Genomic DNA, 19473 nt, shown 5'->3' with positions numbered 1-19473 from the left:
AACAACAAAAAAACCGGCCACTAGGGCCGGTTGTCGGTTTATGCTCGGGGTCAGGCTGCATGCTCGACCGGGTTCGGTTGAGACAATCCTTCCAGCTCGCCAGGAGCGAAGTTGTCCACCTGGATCGCCTCGTAGCGCAGGGCATCGGCGGCCAGCAGCTTCTCCGCTTCCTCCTTGCCGAGGATGGACTGGGACAGGGCCGCAGCCACCAGCTCAGGCAGCGCCAGCTTGCGGGGCAGTCTGCCCTCTTTCTGGGCCTGCACCAGCTTCTTCTCGATGGGCTGCACCGAGACCATGGCCTGGAAGGCACGCTCCATCAGCCCCACCGGATCCGCCTCGTCCTTGCCCACGTAACAGAGCGCGGTCAGACGATCCCGGAACTCGCCCGGCGTCATCATGGCCAGGCAGATGGCATGGCAGCGATCGTCCGCCGGCATCTTGTAACCGACGCCGAACGGGAACACCACCCGCTTGAGTACCGCACCCACCACCTTGTTCGGGAAGTTCTGGAAGAAGCCCTCGAACGCCTTGCCAATCAGGTAGAGGTTGCGCTCCACCGCGTACTGCACGAACGGCAGGTCAGAGACCATGCGGCCCTGATCCTCGTAATGCTTGAGGGTGGCGGAGGCCAGGTAGAGGTGGCTCAGCACGTCACCCAGTCGGGCGGAGATCATCTCCTTGCGCTTGAGATCGCCACCCAGCATCAGCATGGAGACGTCGGCGCACAGGGCCAGCCCTTTGCTCATGCGGGAGAGCTGCTTGTAGTAGCGGGCGGTTTCACCAGCCACCGGGGCACTGTTGAACTGGCCCAGGGTCAGCCCCTGGAACAGGGCACCGAAGAAGTTGCCGGTACCGAAGGCGATGTGTTTCATCAGCAGGGCGTCAAACTTCTCGAGACCGCGCTCCACATCGGTGTCGGCCGCCGCTTCCAGCTCGGCAAACACATACGGATGGCAGCGGGTGGCCCCTTGCCCGAAGATCATCAGGTTGCGGGTCAGGATGTTGGCCCCTTCCACCGTGATGGCCACCGGAATGCCCATGTAGGCGTAGCCGGTGTAGTTTTTCGGGCCCAGCTGGATGGCGCGACCGGCGTGGATGTCCATGGAGTCATCCATCACCTGGCGGGCCATCTCGGTCATGTGGTACTTGGAAATCGCGGTGACGATGGCCGGTGCCTGACCCAAATCCAGGGAACCTGCGGTCATGCGACGAGCGCCTTCGAGCTGATAGGTGAGGCCGCCGATGCGGGCCAGCGCTTCCTGCACACCTTCAAACTTGCCGATGGACATGCCGAACTGCTTGCGCACATAGGAGTAGGCGCCCACGGTGCGGCTCGCCATGTGACCACAGGCGGTGCCAAGGGCAGGCAGCGAGATGCCACGACCGGCGGAGAGGCACTCCACCAGCATGCGCCAGCCGCGGCCGGCGTAATCCGGGCCACCGATGATCCAGTCGAGCGGAATGAACACATCCTTGCCGAAGGTCGGGCCATTCAGGAACGCCAACCCCATGGGGTAGTGGCGATCGCCGACGCGCACGCCAGGGTGACTGGTCGGGATCAGCGCACAGGTGATGCCGATCTCTTCCTTGTCACCCAGCAGTTTTTCCGGGTCATAGAGCTTGAACGCCAGCCCCAGCACGGTGGCGCGCGGCGCCAGGGTGATGTAGCGCTTGTTCCAGTTCAGGCGAATACCCAGCACCTCTTCCCCCTTGTGCACCCCCTTGCAGACGATCCCCTTGTCCGGGATGGCGCCCGCATCGGAGCCCGCTTCCGGCCCGGTCAGGGCGAAGCAGGGCACCTCCTTGCCGTTGGCCAGCCCCGGCAGCCAGAAATCTTTCTGGGCCTGGGTGCCGTAGTGCATCAGCAGCTCACCCGGGCCGAGGGAGTTGGGCACCATGACGGTGACCGCGACGCTCAGGCTCTTGGTGGCGATACGGGTGACGATGGTGGAGTTGGCAATCGCCGAGAACTCGCGGCCGCCGTAGGATTTCGGGATGATCAAGGAGAAGAAGCCTTCCTTCTTCAGATAGTCCCACACCGGCTCCGGCAGGTCCTTGGTCTCGTTGACGATCTTGAAGTCGTCCACCATGGCGAGCAGGGTTTCGACCTGGTTGTCGATAAAGGCCTGCTCTTCTGCGCTCAGCTCGGCCTTGCCGTAGCCATGCAGTTTCTTCCAGTCCGGGTTACCGCGAAACAGCTCCCCGTCCCACCAGACGGAGCCGGCCTCCATGGCCTCCCGCTCGGTGGCCGACAGGGGCGGCAGTATCTTCTTGAAGATGCCGAACACGGGGCGGGTCACCACCTTTTTACGGATGGCGGGGACACCGAGCACCACGGCTATCGCCAGCACCAGCAGGACAAGCAATGTGATCATACCGAAGTTCCTTCTATTTCACTGTTTCCGTTGATTATTGTTAGGTGTTACACGGCCAGGGAGAGCCTGGTCGACTCCACGGGCGCCCCGACACCGGACGCCAGATAAGGAATGACGTTGCGCACCAGCCCTTCCACATCGAGCTGCTGGCCAAAATCGGCCTGGGCGATGTCACGCAGGGCATCCGCAGAGGCCATGGTGAAGACGACGGTGCCCAGGGTGAAGTGCAGGCGCCAGAAGAGATCCGCTGGCGACAAATCCGGATTGGCCTTGGAGATGGCCTGGGTGATCCCGTGCAGGGTCGCCCCATAATGGGTGGTAATAAAGCGGCGCAGGTGCCCCTGACTGTCGATATAGCCGCGCCCCAGCAACTGCATGAAAAGCGCCGGGCCATTCGCCCTGACGGCCGACAGTTTCATCAGGGGTTCGACAAAGCTCTCGAACACCTGCAACAGGGTCAGCTGATCCTGCGCCATCAACGTCTGCAACCGCCCGTCCAGTGCCGGCATGAAGAGGCTCAGATAACGGTCGAGCACCGCCTGGATAAGCTCCTTCTTGGAGCCGAAGTGATAATTGACCGAAGCCAGGTTCACATCGGCCTCGCTGGTGATCAGACGCAACGAGGTATCGGCGAACCCCCGCTCGGCAAACAGCACCTCGGCGGCGTCGAGAATACGGTTCTTGGTATCGATTTTACTCACTGGACACCTCACTTAAACGAATGTTTAAAAAGTACGTTTCACGCTCACCCATGTCAAGAGAATGTGAACAAGTGTTGGCTAAATGTTTTTAATCAAAAAAGAGGGAAGATGGCGGGAACTTCGCGGCGAGACGGCACTCTATATCTATGCCACTGCAATTAAACATTCATGTACAGAACCTTAAGCGGCAAGCGAATTAATAATACCGTCTAACGTGTTGTTTTGCTTGGATTTTCTCTGCCTACTCTTTTTGCCGTTTTTGGATAAATACACCATTGCCCACTCCAACTTCTCTGTTATTTCCTGCCACGCACCATGGATGATGCTCGCCAATATCGGCATTAACCAAAGCGCGCTGTTTTTGGCAATCTTCAGCATCGATAACTCCGCGCTGCCAATCAGCGTCAGCGCCAGCCGACGTTTGACCAGCAAGGCCAGCAAACTAGCCCAGATCAAGCCTTCCGCTATCGCTTTTTGTCGTGTCGCGAACGCCTTCAACCGGTTATGTGATTTCAGCTCTTTGAACAACAGTTCGATCTGCCAACGGCAACGATACAATGCCATCACCTTCTCGGCTGGCCATCGCTCACGCGGAAGATTGGTCATCCATATACAGAACCGTTTTTCCTCTGCAAACCAACGTCTTATGAGTCGATATTTATACTTTCCCGAACTCACATCCAGATCCAGAACCTCGGCTCTGCAGCTTCTCCGATCGATATCCTTGAGCTTTTTTCCGAGTAACTTGGGCATTTCCCTGCCGTCCTGTCGGTAAGCTGCCTGTACTTTGGGATTGAGATTTTGACTCCCTCTGACCAGATAGCTTCCTTTGGCTTTGGTCACATCAGCAAAGTACTCGCGGCTGATGTAACCGGCATCCGCCAATAACAGTTTGTTATTTAACGAATTTGCGGCCGGAAGATGCTTGCGCTCCGATTCGGTATCCGCCGTGATACTCATCGATATCGGCGACTGGTCCAGCAAGGACATGGTCATATGACACTCTACCGCAGCGGGGCTGTGCTTATTGAATCGGCCCGGGAAATGTTCTGCCAATTGCGGATGTAACGCGAATGACGACCCGTCCTGCAGCAGTACCTGCTCAAAGCCTGCCAGTCCGTGGGCGTCCGGTAGACACTCCTTGAGGCGTAAGGCGATGGCTCGTTCAACCAGTGCGCGCATGAACAAGGGAAAACCCTGCTTGCGTAACTGGTTGTGAAAGGGTTTATACGCTATTTGGTCAGTATCATGGAGCTGCAACGCATTGAAATGGCGATGCAAACCAGCAATACCATCCACCTTGTCGCAACCAAGCCCTGAGAGCAGAGCCGGGAGTAGTCTCGCAGGCTGGATATCCCGGAGTCGCTGACAAAAACCGGTAAATTTACCGATCCGGTTGAGTTCAGAAGAGCTAAGAAGTTGCTTGAGGTACTGGGTTGCATTGATAATAGTCATGGCTTCGGGCGTGTCGGTTTTTTTTTGCGATTAAATCAGATCACAAACGAAGCCTTTTTTCTATCTATTTCAATTGGTTGTAGCTAAAGATCCTGTACATGATTAAACATTAAGTCTCGCCCAACCTGCGTCATGCTAGTTGGGCATTTTTTTGGCCTGCCGTCACCCGATGCGCCGACAGAGAACCAAAAAAAACCGTCGCAGGGGCGACGGCGGGGAAAACGGGTCTGACCATCCAGTGTCGACCCATCGATGGGTGTTCAGGCTTGCATCGATGTCGCCATCCTCGCAGTGAAACGTCATCAGACTTTGTCAGCACAGACCCAAATTGTGACAAAGTATGGCAACCAGCCACATGGCCCGGCTTCGCCAATCTTGCTATGCTGTCGCCTCATGCCAGAGGGGAGAGAAGATGAAGTATACGGTCGATACCCACACGCACACCGTCGCCAGCACCCACGCCTACAGCACCATTCACGATTACCTGCCCATCGCCAAAGCCAAGGGGATCAAGCTGTTCGCCACCACGGACCATGGCCCGGACATGGCAGATGCCCCGCATTACTGGCATTTCGTCAATCTGCACGTGTTGCCCAGAGTCGTGGACGGGGTCGGCATCCTGCGCGGCATCGAAGCCAACATCAAGAACATCGACGGTGAAATAGACTTCCCCGAGCGCTACGAATCGCGGCTCGACATGATCATGGCGGGCTTTCACGAACCGGTGTTCCCCCCCTGCGATCAGGCGACCCACACCCAGGCCATGATCAACGCCATTCGAAGCGGTCGGGTCGACATGATAAGCCACCCCGGCAATCCCGCCTTCCCCATCGATATTCAGGCGGTGGTCAAGGCAGCGGCAGAGTATCGAGTGGCGCTGGAGGTCAACAACTCCTCGTTCAGTCACTCCCGTGCAGGCAGTGAAAGCAACTGCCGCGCCATCGTCGAGGCGGCGCGCGATCTGGGTGCCTACCTCACTTTCGGCTCCGACTCTCACGTGGCATTCAGCCTCGGCGACTTTGATCACTGCCATCGGCTGGTCACCGAAGCCAACTTCCCACATGAGCGGATCCTGGCCCGCTCCCCCCGCGCCCTGCTCGATTTTCTCGAGAGCCGCGGCCGTGCTCACATCCCGGAGTTCGTTGACCTCTGATATGCCTTAACATCATGAGCCAACTCATAAAATCGAGTTGGCTCAATTGACTTGTCCGGCTTTTTTCACGACTCTGAACATCAAGCCGCCGGTATAGCTCAGTTGGTAGAGCAGCGCATTCGTAATGCGAAGGTCGCAGGTTCGACTCCTGTTACCGGCACCAAGTTTTATCAAAAAAAACAGTAAGTTGGGCGTTGCAGTTTGATGCGTTACTGAGCGTTGGAATGCAGCATTTAGCTTATCCAGTGTGGCAAAATTGTGGCATGCCACACTGGCCTGATAGCGGCGAATGACGCTTGCCAGTGCATGACATAGCAAAACACTGCTGGTAGACTTCATTTCGTCACGTAACATCGGACGACAGGCACTAATTATTTATACCCTCAAGGCCGGGCATGGTGCCGCTCAGGTCAATTACCGATTAGCTAACCGGCACAGCTATTCGATGACCCTTGCCGCCTTGTTGGGTTATGACCATGAAACAAACCTCTATTACCACCTCCAGCGTGGTGCTTTTGACTGTTGAGCAATTGGCTCTCTGTCTGCATAAATCCGTTGCTAGCATCCGTAGTGACGCGACTCGCAACCCTTGTTCACTTCCCCCTATCTGCCGTTTACCAGGAACCAAGCGTTTGCTCTGGCGTGCTGAAGATGTTGAGCTTTGGCTTGCTGAACATGTCATTAGCCAAGGTTTGGATGATCGAGCGGTTAAATCGGCAGATATGCCTCGGCGTGGCCGGCCAACCAAAGCCGAGCAGCTAGCACGACAAAAGTCACAGAATTCAAACGCTAAGAGGTAAGCCATGGCTCTTGACCTACTAGCTGCGTTTGAACAGGAGCCGCCTGCTCTTGACTTCATATGGTCTGGATTTTTGGCCGGTACTGTGGGAGCTCTGATCGCACCAGGAGCAACAGGTAAAAGCTTTTGGGCATTGCAGGCCGCAATGGCCGTGGCTTGCAAAGAGTCTGATGGCGATCTGTTGCAACTACGTCCGACCCGTTCAGGCCGAGTGATCTATATGGCTGGTGAAGATCCGGCTGCAGTGCTTAGTCATCGCGTCCATGCGCTTGGCAAACATCTATCGCCCAAAGCGAGGGCCTCTATTGCCACAAACCTCGCATTGGAACCGATGATGGGTGTGAGTTTAGATCTGATGAATCCGGACTGTTTCAAGGCTCTGATACAGCAAGTAGATGGTTATCGCCTTGTTGTTCTCGACACTCTCAGCCGTATGCATCAGATGGACGAAAATAGTAACGGGGACATGTCTCAGTTGATTACCCGACTTGAGTCGCTGGCCGCAAATACGGGGGCTGCGGTGCTCTATTTGCATCACGCTAGCAAGGGGAGCGCGAGGGATGGCAGTCTTGATCAGCAGCAGGCAGCCAGAGGCGCATCAGCGTTGATTGATAACATCCGATGGTGTGGTTACATCGTGCGGATGGGGGAAGAAGAAGCAAAGCAGCTAACCGAGATTCAACACGGTAGTACACCCATCGGAAACTCTCGACGCAGTGCGTTTGTGCGCTTTGGGGTATCCAAGCAGAACTATGGCACTGCAATCAAAGATCAATGGTTTGAACGCCAGGAAGGGGGCGTATTACATCCGGTACAACTTATGGAACCTCCTCAGGCGCGAGAGCGAAGGAGGTTTGCTCATGGCTATTGAACTTACCCACGCGCGCCATGATCCGATGCACTGCCTTGCTCCTGGTCTATTCCGCAGTTTAAAGCGAGGGGAGAGAAAGAAGTTAAAGCTGGATGTGACGTATAGCTATGGACAGAACCAAAGCGCTCGTTTTATTGGTTTTGAGCCATTAGGGGCTGATGATATGCGACTGCTACAAGGGCTGGTTGCGCTATCCGGTCCCAAGGGCGTTATTCTGACCTCTGCGCCATCAGCAGCTATTCCTAAGCGACTTCGTTTGGCCTTAGCATCGGAGTTTGATAGTGCGGACTGCCGTTGCTTGGTGGTGCAGTCTCGTATCACTCAGCTACTCGAAGAGATTGGTCTATGCAAAAGCGGCAGAAACCTTAAAACCCTAAAGGCTAGCCTGATCAGGATGTCGAATGTCACCGTTGTCATTCAAGGTGACTCTCGCTGTGCATCCTTCCACCTGATGAGCCATCTCTTTGATGACCATGATAACGCGCTATACATCTGTTTGAACCCACAGATTGCAGAAGCCGTTCTCGGTGGACGGCCACATGCTCGCATCGATATGAATGAAGTGCGTAGCCTCAAGAGCGATCCTGCTCGATTGATCCATCAACGCCTATGCGGGTGGATCGATCCTGGTAAATCAGGGCGCGCGTCCTTGGATACTCTGTGCAGTTACATCTGGCCGGATCCTGCGATTGCTGATGCGATGAGAAAGCGCCAGCAGATTGCCCGTAGAGCTGTGGGGGAGCTGTTCACGATAGGTTGGTTGGTAACTGAATACCGCAAAGATATGTGGGAGATCCGCAGGCCACGGAACAGATCTTTGGAGTAATTTCAGTGCACTATCATTCCCGAACTGGTGCACTAACGTTCCCAACTGGTGCACTTTCATTCCCAGGAGTTGGTCTTAAAATCTTTTCAAAACATGTGGTTAAGGTATTTTTGGAAAAGTGATCCAAGATTATCCATAAGATAATCCACTAGACACAGGCCCTTGCAGCCCTTGGACGGGTTGCAAGGGCCACAACTGAGATTACCCACCTCGCTAATAGACCTAGTTGTCTAAGCTGGTCATTTGGTCTTTTTATCTGTAGCAGGCTGTATATTTGCGGATTGAGTGGGGATCGTCACGCTATCAATTTGGGGGGCTACGCCGGAACCCCAGAAAATTCTGCCGGTAAACCTCTAGGCTGATGTTTCCGTATACATGCCTTATCCGACAGGGTTTTTTGTGCGCTTTCCACTCACTTCTGAGCTTGTTTTTGCCCTGATATGGACGGTGTCTGGAAACAACTGTTTACCGTCAACCTTCGCCAGTGCTGGCTTTGCGGGCCAGACGGAAAAATCTGGGATTCCGGCTTGGAACCCCAAATTGCACTGTCCCGCCAGGCAGTATCCCTGATCATGGAGTACCTGCAGCTGGCCGGCCGGGAGTACGCTCACAAGAGCGAAGCGGCCCTGTTCGGTGGTTTTGGCTGGCATCAGACAGCCCTCAAGCGCGGCGCCCCACTCTCCGTCAAGACGATAGAGCGGATCTTTGCTAGGGCTCACGAGGTGCTGGCTCTCTCCTCGATGGGGATTGCGCCGTGGACAGGTCACAGTGCCCGGGTCGGCGCCGCCCAGGATATGACTGCGTCTAGCTGTACGATCCTGCAGATCATGCAGGCCGGCCGCTGGGGTAGTGAGGCGATGGTGCTGCGCTACTGCTGCGCTACTGCAGGGATATCCTAGCCAGCGAGGGGGCGATGGCGATGCGTCGGGCTGGCCGGGTGTAGGTCAAGTGAGTTAAGGCGAATCCCCGGTGAGTTTGCTTAACTCACCGGGCTGGCCAAGGAGTGGGATAAGAGAGAGGGCGCCAATATGGCGTCCTTCAATTAGAAATGGTAACTGTTCAGCTTGCGCTGCTTTATCCTGCTCACAATTTTCTTAGCGCCCTCTGGCTTAGATCGCCTCATTTTCCCAGGGCTTTCAAGATGTAGAGATTTGCATCCACCATGAAACCTATACGTGGCCAACGCCTGGCGAGTTAGCAGCGCCTTCAGTGCAGACCAGTGGCTGGTTCTCTGCATGTAGACAGGTATGGCGGGGTCAATCCAGCCGGCCAGCCAGGCAATCTTGTCGATGGCTTGTGCTATCGAGATAACAGTGTGGCGAGGGTGGCGCGGGGTGAAGCCAGCAGCACCTGAGCTGTTAAACTCGGGGATTCTCCAGATCGCGTCGTGGTGCCCAACACGATTTCTAATGTCTCTGATTCTGTAAAGAAGGTTGGTAAGATCTTGTTTGAACTGTGGATCTCCGAAATGTAGGCCCTGCTGGAGGGGTGCGTGAGGGAATGCGGCGGACAGAATGTCGTACTGTAAGTTGGGGTGCCGCCTTGAGTGAGAGACGTGATCAAGGGAAGCGATGAGGTTTTCCCAGAATCCAAACGGAAGTGCTGCAACTATGTCATCTGGAGTGGCGGCCGGCTTTTTGGTTATCACGCTCTGCACGTTCTGGATGCTCTGCGAAGCCATGCGGTGAAGGGGTGTTATAAACGGTTTTAATGGGTTGGGCACCGGGTTAGGGCGCGGTATCATCCAGTTGAAAGAGTCGGCTTGTTGGTTGCTGTAGTGGAGTGAGAGTGAACGATGCAAAGCATTGCGAAGGGTTATTTCGAAGTCACCCAGTATGGGTAGTAGGCCGGAGGAAACAGCCTGAGCCCAAGCGTAACAGCCCAGTAAATCGTCATCATCTTTTGTTCTGAAAAAGTGTCTAACAGTGGCCAGGCGTTGCTGGGTCAGATGGCTTAGCATAAAAGACCTTGTTCTGGAGTTTTAAAGTGCATATAATAACTTATATAGACACAGGGTTTTCTGGAAACAGACGTGCCCTTGTAACTTGAGGCCAAAGCCCGCTACTTGCGGGCTTTGTCCTATCTGGAATTCAGCGCGAATGAAAAAGGGTGCCATCATGGTGCCCTTTCTCAATTCAGCGGTGGGGTGAACACGCCATTTTTGATGAGGGTGTTCCATATGGTTTTCATCGCCTGGCCAGTCTCCTGAGTAACAAACAGGGATGACCTGCTTCCGGCCGGGGAACCCATAAGGTAGTCCTTCATATCCTCCCAAGTCTCAGGGCATTGGGCAGTTGGCCAGTGAGGAAGCTCTTTTAGTAGCATCTTGGGGATGGCGACAGAGGAGGGGATCGGTCTGCTTGGCTCTAGGCCACAAAGCCACTCAAAGCGGATCAAAATCGGAGTGGCACTCAGGTTGTATAGAGGGATTCCTATCTCTTCTGCCTCAAAGTACCCGTCAGGATGGCTAAGGGCTGCAGCGGCGTTCAGCACTGTTTTGGTGGCGTGGCTATAGGGGCAGGTGATGATCGCGTTCGCCAGGTAGATCGTATGATCAAGCCCGTGATACCCGATGTCTTCGCATGGTGCTGTTCGCGCCCAATCACGTATGCCGGCGTATTTGTTTGGCAGATCAACTATTGGGTGCCAGACGGGATATGAATCTACTACTGGCCCATAGTCTTCGATCAGTTTGAGCACCAGCTCCTTGGCATCTGCCCTCTGCGCCGGGTTTCCATCTGATGGGGTGAGATACCGAACAGCCCGTTCCGTCCCTCGCTGAATCTCGTCGTTCGCTCTAAATGCCATTTTACGCACCTCCAATTGACCATAAAACAAACCAATTAAGCATGAAGTTACGATTTTATGCCTAAGCAGTCAATCTCGTGCGTGATTTTAATTGTTTGTGCAAAAAGCAAGGGCGCCGATGTGGCGCCCTTGCCTCATTCATCAAGCCCCAGCGATCTCATTAGGGCCTCGCCGTTCTCTAAGGCCTGCTTCTCCCCTATGGCATAGGCGCGGGTAGGCTTCTTAGCCAGTTCTATGGCGCTGGCCAGCTCTTCATGGTTGCCTATGAACGTGGGGCGATCCCATGCGCCGCCATCGAGGCATCGAACATCCCAGTGCCCATTGCTATTCCATTGCAGGTACGGTTGGCGCCACCACAGTATCATTTCTTCGGGTTCACGCTCGTCGTGCTTGATGTCTCTGGCTGGTGGATTGGTCGGGTTGACCGGTATCCCGTCTATGACGCCAGATAGCTTGGCCGGTTCAATGGCCAGGGCGGCCTCAAGGGTGATCGCAGTAAAGGACATCGCTTGCCCTCCGTGTTGATTGATTGGTTCATCATTGCAGCTGGCCAGCCTGGTGTCACTGGTGTCCGCCCTATTCCGTGCTGCCCTTCTCGTTCTTGCCGGCGGCAGCCTCACTTGGCTTGCCTTCTTGTTTGCTGAGTGTGGTCTTATCCCAGCGATCCTCTGGGAGAATCACCTTAAATCCCGGGCTATCAACTGGTGTGCCAAGTGGTGTGTAGTTGGGGTCTGGCTTCCCAAACGATCGGCGTCTTTTCGACTTGGGCCAGGTAGCCGCCACCAATATCGCTATGGGTACCGAAAAGCGTGAGTTCCGTATGCTCTGGCTGCACAGAGTTAAGCGCAAAGTTGAGCCGGTACTCATCCTTGGCGGCCAACTGGACAACCTTCTCCGCTGCCCCTGGGGCATTGTAGAGGCGAACCGGCGCATTGTCGTCATCAGTGGTGTCCAGGCCAATTGCTGCCACGGTATCGAAGAGGCCGACGAAGGCGACGCGTACCTCGCGCCCCTGGTTGCGGCTTACAACCCCTCATAGGTGCCGGTGAGGGAGCCAGGCTTGAGGAATTTTTTCCCTTGGCGTTCCATCCTGATCACTCAGCTCCAATCTGTAAAGTGTATGGAAGTGGGATGGAAAGTGAATGGAAGAGGTGGGTAAACCTATTGAAAACCATAGGTTTTCTCTTTGGTTATCCTATCCGCAGATGATTTGTATGATTTCCCTTGTTGCTGATGCATGCTTTCCTTCATGATTACAAGGCTGAATTGCGGGCAGGATGTGTGAAGTTAGCTAACCGGCACGCCGGAGTAGCTTCTTCACTAAGCCTTATTCGCACCTCATGTACAGGATCTTTAGCTACAACCAATTGAAATAGATAGAAAAAAGGCTTCGTTTGTGATCTGATTTAATCGCAAAAAAAAACCGACACGCCCGAAGCCATGACTATTATCAATGCAACCCAGTACCTCAAGCAACTTCTTAGCTCTTCTGAACTCAACCGGATCGGTAAATTTACCGGTTTTTGTCAGCGACTCCGGGATATCCAGCCTGCGAGACTACTCCCGGCTCTGCTCTCAGGGCTTGGTTGCGACAAGGTGGATGGTATTGCTGGTTTGCATCGCCATTTCAATGCGTTGCAGCTCCATGATACTGACCAAATAGCGTATAAACCCTTTCACAACCAGTTACGCAAGCAGGGTTTTCCCTTGTTCATGCGCGCACTGGTTGAACGAGCCATCGCCTTACGCCTCAAGGAGTGTCTACCGGACGCCCACGGACTGGCAGGCTTTGAGCAGGTACTGCTGCAGGACGGGTCGTCATTCGCGTTACATCCGCAATTGGCAGAACATTTCCCGGGCCGATTCAATAAGCACAGCCCCGCTGCGGTAGAGTGTCATATGACCATGTCCTTGCTGGACCAGTCGCCGATATCGATGAGTATCACGGCGGATACCGAATCGGAGCGCAAGCATCTTCCGGCCGCAAATTCGTTAAATAACAAACTGTTATTGGCGGATGCCGGTTACATCAGCCGCGAGTACTTTGCTGATGTGACCAAAGCCAAAGGAAGCTATCTGGTCAGAGGGAGTCAAAATCTCAATCCCAAAGTACAGGCAGCTTACCGACAGGACGGCAGGGAAATGCCCAAGTTACTCGGAAAAAAGCTCAAGGATATCGATCGGAGAAGCTGCAGAGCCGAGGTTCTGGATCTGGATGTGAGTTCGGGAAAGTATAAATATCGACTCATAAGACGTTGGTTTGCAGAGGAAAAACGGTTCTGTATATGGATGACCAATCTTCCGCGTGAGCGATGGCCAGCCGAGAAGGTGATGGCATTGTATCGTTGCCGTTGGCAGATCGAACTGTTGTTCAAAGAGCTGAAATCACATAACCGGTTGAAGGCGTTCGCGACACGACAAAAAGCGATAGCGGAAGGCTTGATCTGGGCTAGTTTGCTGGCCTTGCTGGTCAAACGTCGGCTGGCGCTGACGCTGATTGGCAGCGCGGAGTTATCGATGCTGAAGATTGCCAAAAACAGCGCGCTTTGGTTAATGCCGATATTGGCGAGCATCATCCATGGTGCGTGGCAGGAAATAACAGAGAAGTTGGAGTGGGCAATGGTGTATTTATCCAAAAACGGCAAAAAGAGTAGGCAGAGAAAATCCAAGCAAAACAACACGTTAGACGGTATTATTAATTCGCTTGCCGCTTAAGGTTCTGTACATGATTCGCACCTACGGTGCTCAAAGGGGTTGCTGTACAGCTAATATAGGATAGAAAGTTTAATTAATTATTGTGGGGGGGAATAGCAGCTAGATTATAAATGCAATACGAAATATATAATATAAACTGACTGCATAGAAAATAACTTTTAATGTTTGCACTTATGTTTTAAAATATAATTTACTATCAAGATAAACATCTTAATTGATTAAGTGAGAGTTAAATGACTGCGAGGCGTGAAAGTGATAAAAAAGTGAGACTGCTTACCAAGCATGAGTTGAATTCACTGCGTACAGATATGGTTAGGTCAAGTAGACTAATGAAACTTGAATTGCTTAAACGAAGAATAAAAAATGACAGTTGATGTAAAATCTTTAATATTGATGCATATGGCAACGGATTACCTTGATAATTACATAAAAATATCATGGCATTTATTGAATGGTATGCCGCACCAGCGACATACCATTGCTACCTACTCCCCATCAATATCGTTTTATATGTTAAGTCATAATATTAAGTGGTGCTTTATTTGATGTAAGGTCTTTCTGATGTATGGTCAAACAATCGTTTGAAAAAATCAAACCCTATGTTTCTATCAACTCCAATCTTAATTGAAGATGAGTTTTTATAGTAGAAATCAAAATGGTATCTTGGATGGATTCGTCCATTTTTATTTTTATCGTCATCATCAAATCTAAAATAACCATGATCTTCAGTCATCAAGCTTGTGAATATATCACAATAATTAACTGCAGCTCTCACATCAATGTTGTAGTTCACTACTATATTTTCTATTATATCTTCATGTGAGTATCCATAGTCCCGACAGGCTTCGACACAACTTCTCATTATAGAGATAAATAATGCGGTTATCGGCATGTTATACTCATCGTAGTTAAAGCTAATGTTTCCACCAAAATCAATTATTTGAAATGGTAGGCACATAGTATAAAAGCCTAAATCCTTTTTAATCAAAATCCGAGTTGTATTGCCAGTAAATATAGCAAAAACTGCTTCATCTTCATTTTCAGTACGGCAGTGACCACAACGGTTAACAGTCTCTACCAATGTTAATACATTAAGAAAGTTATCATAAGAGTTCCTTACTGCCACAAAGTCATCCAGATGGTAATCAGGTATATCTGTGAATAAATAAACACTCATAGTTTTCTATTCCGGATGTACTCAGCTTCAACAATTGTTAAGAGATATTCCTCTGAATAATCTTCTATCCCCTCAAGCATTGTAGATACTGTGCTGATAATTTTGGCAACTAACCGAGGTGTGGCTTTTCTTGACTCACAGTAACGTTTTACAGTTTTCTCTATAGAAAGACCTTCTGCCAAAACAAACAGATCCTTCTGTTTTTCAATTTCCTCTGCAGTTGGTACTCGAACATTCAACTCATTACTTGCTGTTAACTGTTCTAAGCCTGTTGAGATAGTCTCAAATACGGCAGAGTCAGTATCATGGCTTAATAACAGATGACTTTCTAAAAATGACCTGGCCATCATCGTATAAAGAGCATTTCGAAAGCTAGGATAATACCTAAGTTGTTTGGCGAAGCAAATTACAAAAGGAAATTCTAGGCCCTTAGCATTATTGATATTAGATATAAATAGTTTATCTGTTAGTCTGTTTTTTGTCTCAAATGAGACATTGGATTCCCAATTATATTGGCTTTTAATTTTCAGTCTTAACTTTGAGATTTCATCATAAATGTAATTTTCTGTATCTATAAAGATTACAGCGATATCACCTTGCTCTACTGAAGGATATCTATCTCTAATGCTTTGGATCATCGCTATTATGTTATCGGAGATATCAGCACTCTCCTCTAAAATATGTAGCGAGGTACTTGGATAGTCACTCGGTATGTCTTCAAATCGTCTTAGAGGGTCACGTGTTAAATGTGCTCTTCCATCGCTATCATTGTAATTGTAACCACATGCATCCCATTCCTCCGGCTTCAACCATCTCAGGACAGGTTTTTCAAACAATCCCATACCTAACGCATGAGAAAACATCAAGTTTTTAGGGTCTGTTCTATAGCATTTTTTCAAGACCATATTGGCTGTGCTGACACCTTCATCAATCGGTCTGAATATATTTTGAAATACATCCCCAGCAATGAATACTTTTTTAGATGTAACCAACTCACATAGTTGTAAAAAACTTGCAGGAAAATCTTGACTTTCATCAACAAAAACGTAATCAAATGCTTTTTCATGTACCCCATTCTTTGATAAGAACTCTATGGCTTTTTGGCTATGGTAATCTAATGAACCTGAGCCGTATGTTCCGAATGGAATGTTATAAAAATGACAAATATAACGATACATTCCTGAATGAGGATCTTTTCCACTACCCCATGACTGGAAGCAAAAAAACTTAGAATCCCACTCAATCTGTCTGTCAACTCGCATGAAGTCGAAAAACTCGGGAATTCTACTTTTCATTGTTTTAGCTAAAATCTTATTAAAACAAGTAAATGCAATTCTTGAGTCTGTGTCATGCGCAAAAATCTCCTTGACCTTATGTAGTAATAGCTCTGTTTTTCCTGAGCCAGCCAATCCCTGGATTACAAATTTTTTCTCTGGGCCAGTTTTGAATACAAAACTGGTTTGATCAGTATCAAAAAGTATTATTTTTGACTTTACGCTATCAAGTAAGTTATCGGTTTCAATCTTTATTCTTGAAACATCATTAATACTACCGACAATTAAAGATGTAATGAGATCAACGTGCCTAGCCAACACTTTGTCAGCCAAATATGAATCTAAATCTAAATCACCTAGATCAACAATCTGAAAGTACTTCTCCCAATCTCTTTTTCTTCCAATTTTTTCTCTATATTTAAATTTTTCTGCCAAGAATGACACATCTTCCAAGAAATCATCCACAAAATAATTGAATTTTTTTTCATCTCCGCCAGTGTTGATTAAGCATGGCTTCATTCCGCTGGAGAATATGGCTAAAGCATCATTATATTCATAAGATGCATCTTCTTTGGATAGGGGCTTGCATAATACATAAGTTTGTTTTTTATGTTCCTCTGCAAAGCTATCAATTTGTTCTTTTATGTTTACTCGCTCTGCAATGGCTAAGGCATCATGTGTATAAAAACAATAGTCAGACATATATCACCTCAAACTTCATTTCGTTAAACTAATATGAATGTTTAATTTAAAAAATTGTAATTATTGTAATTGCTCTGGATGCTTCATCACAACCAATTTTTTGAATGACAATGATTATAAAGTCGTACAAATGAGCATAATAAAAGATGGTTAGTCATGATAGCTTTCTGGCTAAGTCTTCCGCTCTTGGATGATAGTACCGCATTAGCATTCTCGGGTCTTTATGTCCGGTGATCTTTGTGAGTTCGTGCATAGGAAATATCTCAGCCAGACGAGAAGTGGCTTCATGGCGCAGATCGTGGAAACGCAGGTCACTGAGAAAGTTGGTTACTGGCATCACACCTTGGGCTTTACACTCTAGCTCGTAGGTCTGTCTAGCGCGCTGGACTGCCCGTTCAAAAGCTCGCGTTACCGCATCAGGTCTGATATCAAAAACTCTACCTGTAGCAGTGACTCCCATAGATTGCAGAGTAACAACCGCGCGAGTTGAAAGTGGCACATCACGCGCACTGCCATTTTTGGTCGATGGCAGGTGTGCAACTCTGCGTTCCAGATCGATGTGCTCCCAGCGCAAGCTAACCAGCTCACTCCGCCGCATGGCTGTTTCCAATGCCAGTATGACCAACGATGGTAAGACCCTTGAGCTACTGGCAGCGATGATCCGCTCTATTTCACCTTCTGATGCTCTATGTGCGCTTTCTTCATCCTGGCTCTGGGGACAATGTGCTGACGTTGCAGAAGCTGCTATACGCCTTGTACGTGCGTTATCAGCTTGGGGCTTACGAATTAGCTCCAATGGATTGGATAGACTTTCCATTCCCCATTCTTTACGGGCCATGTTGAAGACGTGGGAGAGCAGGGCAAGCCGCCGGAGGACTGTTGCAGGTTGATAATCTTTCAGCCACTCGTCTCTTAGCTTTGCAACATCCGCTCCACGAATGGATGCCAATGCGCGTGATGACAAAGGTAATGTCTTGTAGATGCGGATCAGTGAGAGCTCTTGCACGGCTCCCTTTTTATGCGGAACAACCTCAGTTTCATAGCGGCATAGAGCCTCATAAAGCGAGGTTGCTTCAGCTTCGGCTCTGCTGACCCAAATCCCTCGGGTCATCTCAGATTCAATGACTTTAGACCAGGCCTCCGCCTCCGCCTTTGTGTTGAAGGTTTTACTCTGAGCCGGATACCCCTTGCGGCGTACCTGGGCTTCCCATTGATAGGGGCCGCGCTTACGGAACGTTGCCATAGCCAAATACCATAACTTGCTGCTGAGTGTGGCAAGATTGTGGCATAAACCCTATTAAATAGAAAAAGCTATTGATTTATATGAATTGCAGTTTGCTTTCGTAATGCGAAGGTCGTAGGTTCGACTCCTATTACCGGCACCAGACAGACGAAGGGTTGGCCTCAGTGCGAGGCCAACCCTTCGTGCTGTTTGTCTCGGGTCTCTGGCCAAGACGCCGAAGTGACTGCGCCAGAACACCCTCCCCCACCATCCGAGACGGTCCTGTTCATCTTTCAGAGCCTGACGCACCAACCTGGCCCCACCGACAGAGAGGGCAGCCAGGCAGCCACGCCCCGGCTGCACCTGGGTGAGCATCGTTATCCAGAGGCCCCTCAGCGCTGGGCATAGATCTGGTCGAACACCCCGCCCTCCTTGAAGTGAGTGCGCTGGATCACAGGCCACGCGCCGAAGGTCTTCACCACGTCGAGGAAGGTGGCGTTCGGGAAACGGTCTGCAAACTCGGCGAGGATCGCCGGGTTGCGCGGGCGTAGATAGTTGCTGGCAGCGATGCGTTGGCCTTCGTCGGACCAGAGATAGGCCAGATAGGCTTCGGCCTCCTTGCGGGTACCCTGCTTGTCGACCACCTTGTCCACCACTGACACCGGCAGCTCGGCCACGGCGGTGACGCTCGGATAGACCACCTCGAAGCTGCCACGACCGAACTCCCGGGCAATCATCTCGGCTTCGTTTTCGAACGTGACCAGCACGTCCCCTATGCGGTTCTGGATGAAGGTGGTGGTGGCGGCGCGGCCGCCGGTGTCGAGCACGGGAACCTGCTTGAACAGCTTCCCGACAAATGCCCTGGCCGCATCTTCATCGCCCCCCTGCTCCAGCACATACCCCCAGGCAGACAGATAGGTGTAGCGGCCGTTCCCCGAGGTCTTGGGGTTGGGCACGATGACCTGTACCCCCTCCTTGAGCAGATCAGGCCAATCCTTCAACCCCTTGGGGTTGCCCTTTCGCACGATGAACACGGTGGCCGAGGTGAAGGGGGCGCTGTGATCCGGCAGGCGATCCGCCCACCCCTTGGGCACCAGGCCCCCATGCTCGGCGAGGGCGTTGATGTCGGTGGCCATGTTCATGGTGATGACATCGGCGGGCAGGCCGTCGATGACGGCGCGCGCCTGCTTGCTCGATCCGCCGTGGGACATGTTGATCTGCAGTGGCTCCCCGCCTTCGGCCTGCCAGTGCTTCAGGAAGGCTCCGTTGTACTCCTTGTAAAAATCGCGCATCACGTCATAGGAGGCGTTGAGCAGGGTGGTCGCCTGGGCCAGCGGGGCGAGAGCCAGTCCTGCAACAAGCAGGGTGGCGGGCACGAGTCGTTTCATTTCACAT

16 protein-coding genes and 1 tRNA gene are annotated in these 19473 nt (G+C 51.3%); 6 read left to right on the top strand and 11 right to left on the bottom strand.

Translation table 11 applies throughout. From position 1 onward, the window contains the following. Window positions 1-50: 50 nt before the first annotated feature. The 3 genes from H7R73_RS08030 to H7R73_RS08020 form a co-directional block, all read right to left on the bottom strand. Window positions 51-2375, bottom strand: a complete 2325-nt coding sequence (locus H7R73_RS08030) for an acyl-CoA dehydrogenase (RefSeq protein WP_182951608.1) — start codon at window positions 2373-2375, stop codon at window positions 51-53. 47 nt (window positions 2376-2422) lie between these two features. Then, window positions 2423-3076 (bottom strand): TetR/AcrR family transcriptional regulator, encoded by a 654-nt coding sequence (locus H7R73_RS08025; RefSeq protein ID WP_005324182.1) that lies wholly within the window; start codon window positions 3074-3076, stop codon window positions 2423-2425. 180 nt (window positions 3077-3256) lie between these two features. Next, window positions 3257-4531, bottom strand: coding sequence for an IS4-like element ISApu2 family transposase (locus H7R73_RS08020; protein WP_011191341.1), 1275 nt, complete (start codon window positions 4529-4531; stop codon window positions 3257-3259). A gap of 412 nt (window positions 4532-4943) precedes the next feature. On the opposite strand from H7R73_RS08020, the gene H7R73_RS08015 reads away from it, so the two are divergent. From H7R73_RS08015 to H7R73_RS07995, 5 genes are all read left to right on the top strand, one after another. Beyond that, the gene (locus H7R73_RS08015; protein WP_005324180.1) at window positions 4944-5684 is read left to right on the top strand and encodes a phosphatase; all 741 of its coding nucleotides are present in this window, start codon (window positions 4944-4946) and stop codon (window positions 5682-5684) included. Between the two features lie 87 nt (window positions 5685-5771). Then, window positions 5772-5847: transfer RNA gene (locus tag H7R73_RS08010), tRNA-Thr, on the top strand. A 640-nt stretch (window positions 5848-6487) separates the two neighbouring features. Beyond that, window positions 6488-7354: a helicase RepA family protein gene (locus tag H7R73_RS08005; protein WP_182951607.1), complete on the top strand. Its 867-nt coding sequence runs from the start codon at window positions 6488-6490 to the stop codon at window positions 7352-7354. Continuing rightward, window positions 7344-8180: a replication protein C, IncQ-type gene (gene repC, locus H7R73_RS08000; RefSeq protein ID WP_182951606.1), complete on the top strand. Its 837-nt coding sequence runs from the start codon at window positions 7344-7346 to the stop codon at window positions 8178-8180. Before H7R73_RS08005 ends, repC begins: the two co-directional genes overlap by 11 nt. Before the next feature lie 527 nt (window positions 8181-8707). Continuing rightward, window positions 8708-9079, top strand: coding sequence for a tyrosine-type recombinase/integrase (locus tag H7R73_RS07995; RefSeq protein ID WP_182951605.1), 372 nt, complete (start codon window positions 8708-8710; stop codon window positions 9077-9079). Between the two features lie 143 nt (window positions 9080-9222). Here the strand turns inward: H7R73_RS07995 and H7R73_RS07990 are convergent, their stop codons facing one another. The 4 genes from H7R73_RS07990 to H7R73_RS24140 form a co-directional block, all read right to left on the bottom strand. Further along, window positions 9223-10140 carry an Abi family protein gene (locus H7R73_RS07990; protein ID WP_182951604.1) on the bottom strand — a complete coding sequence of 306 codons (918 nt, stop codon included), beginning with the start codon at window positions 10138-10140 and terminating at the stop codon, window positions 9223-9225. Between the two features lie 170 nt (window positions 10141-10310). Beyond that, on the bottom strand, window positions 10311-10988 hold the full coding sequence (locus H7R73_RS07985; protein ID WP_139737369.1) for a hypothetical protein: 678 nt from the start codon (window positions 10986-10988) through the stop codon (window positions 10311-10313). A gap of 134 nt (window positions 10989-11122) precedes the next feature. Further along, the gene (locus H7R73_RS07980) at window positions 11123-11494 is read right to left on the bottom strand and encodes a hypothetical protein (RefSeq protein WP_139737368.1); all 372 of its coding nucleotides are present in this window, start codon (window positions 11492-11494) and stop codon (window positions 11123-11125) included. A 191-nt stretch (window positions 11495-11685) separates the two neighbouring features. After that, on the bottom strand, window positions 11686-11958 hold the full coding sequence (locus H7R73_RS24140; RefSeq protein WP_232092753.1) for a hypothetical protein: 273 nt from the start codon (window positions 11956-11958) through the stop codon (window positions 11686-11688). Between the two features lie 470 nt (window positions 11959-12428). On the opposite strand from H7R73_RS24140, the gene H7R73_RS07970 reads away from it, so the two are divergent. After that, window positions 12429-13703: an IS4-like element ISApu2 family transposase gene (locus H7R73_RS07970; protein WP_011191341.1), complete on the top strand. Its 1275-nt coding sequence runs from the start codon at window positions 12429-12431 to the stop codon at window positions 13701-13703. 538 nt (window positions 13704-14241) lie between these two features. Here H7R73_RS07970 and H7R73_RS07965 read toward each other — a convergent pair. The 4 genes from H7R73_RS07965 to H7R73_RS07950 form a co-directional block, all read right to left on the bottom strand. Beyond that, window positions 14242-14880 (bottom strand): hypothetical protein, encoded by a 639-nt coding sequence (locus H7R73_RS07965; protein ID WP_182951603.1) that lies wholly within the window; start codon window positions 14878-14880, stop codon window positions 14242-14244. Then, the gene (locus tag H7R73_RS07960; protein WP_182951602.1) at window positions 14877-16856 is read right to left on the bottom strand and encodes a DEAD/DEAH box helicase; all 1980 of its coding nucleotides are present in this window, start codon (window positions 16854-16856) and stop codon (window positions 14877-14879) included. Before H7R73_RS07960 ends, H7R73_RS07965 begins: the two co-directional genes overlap by 4 nt. A gap of 154 nt (window positions 16857-17010) precedes the next feature. Beyond that, window positions 17011-18099, bottom strand: a complete 1089-nt coding sequence (locus tag H7R73_RS07955; RefSeq protein ID WP_182951601.1) for a tyrosine-type recombinase/integrase — start codon at window positions 18097-18099, stop codon at window positions 17011-17013. Between the two features lie 371 nt (window positions 18100-18470). Further along, entirely contained in the window at window positions 18471-19466 is a 996-nt protein-coding gene (locus H7R73_RS07950) for a sulfate ABC transporter substrate-binding protein (protein ID WP_042881496.1), read from the bottom strand. Between the last annotated feature and the right edge of the window lie 7 nt (window positions 19467-19473).

This window comes from Aeromonas sp. WP2-W18-CRE-05, assembly GCF_014168615.1.
GTDB classification, from domain to species: domain Bacteria; phylum Pseudomonadota; class Gammaproteobacteria; order Enterobacterales; family Aeromonadaceae; genus Aeromonas; species Aeromonas caviae.
The sequence above is the reverse complement of the archived record's forward strand: the minus strand, read 5'-3'. Positions and strand labels throughout refer to the sequence as shown.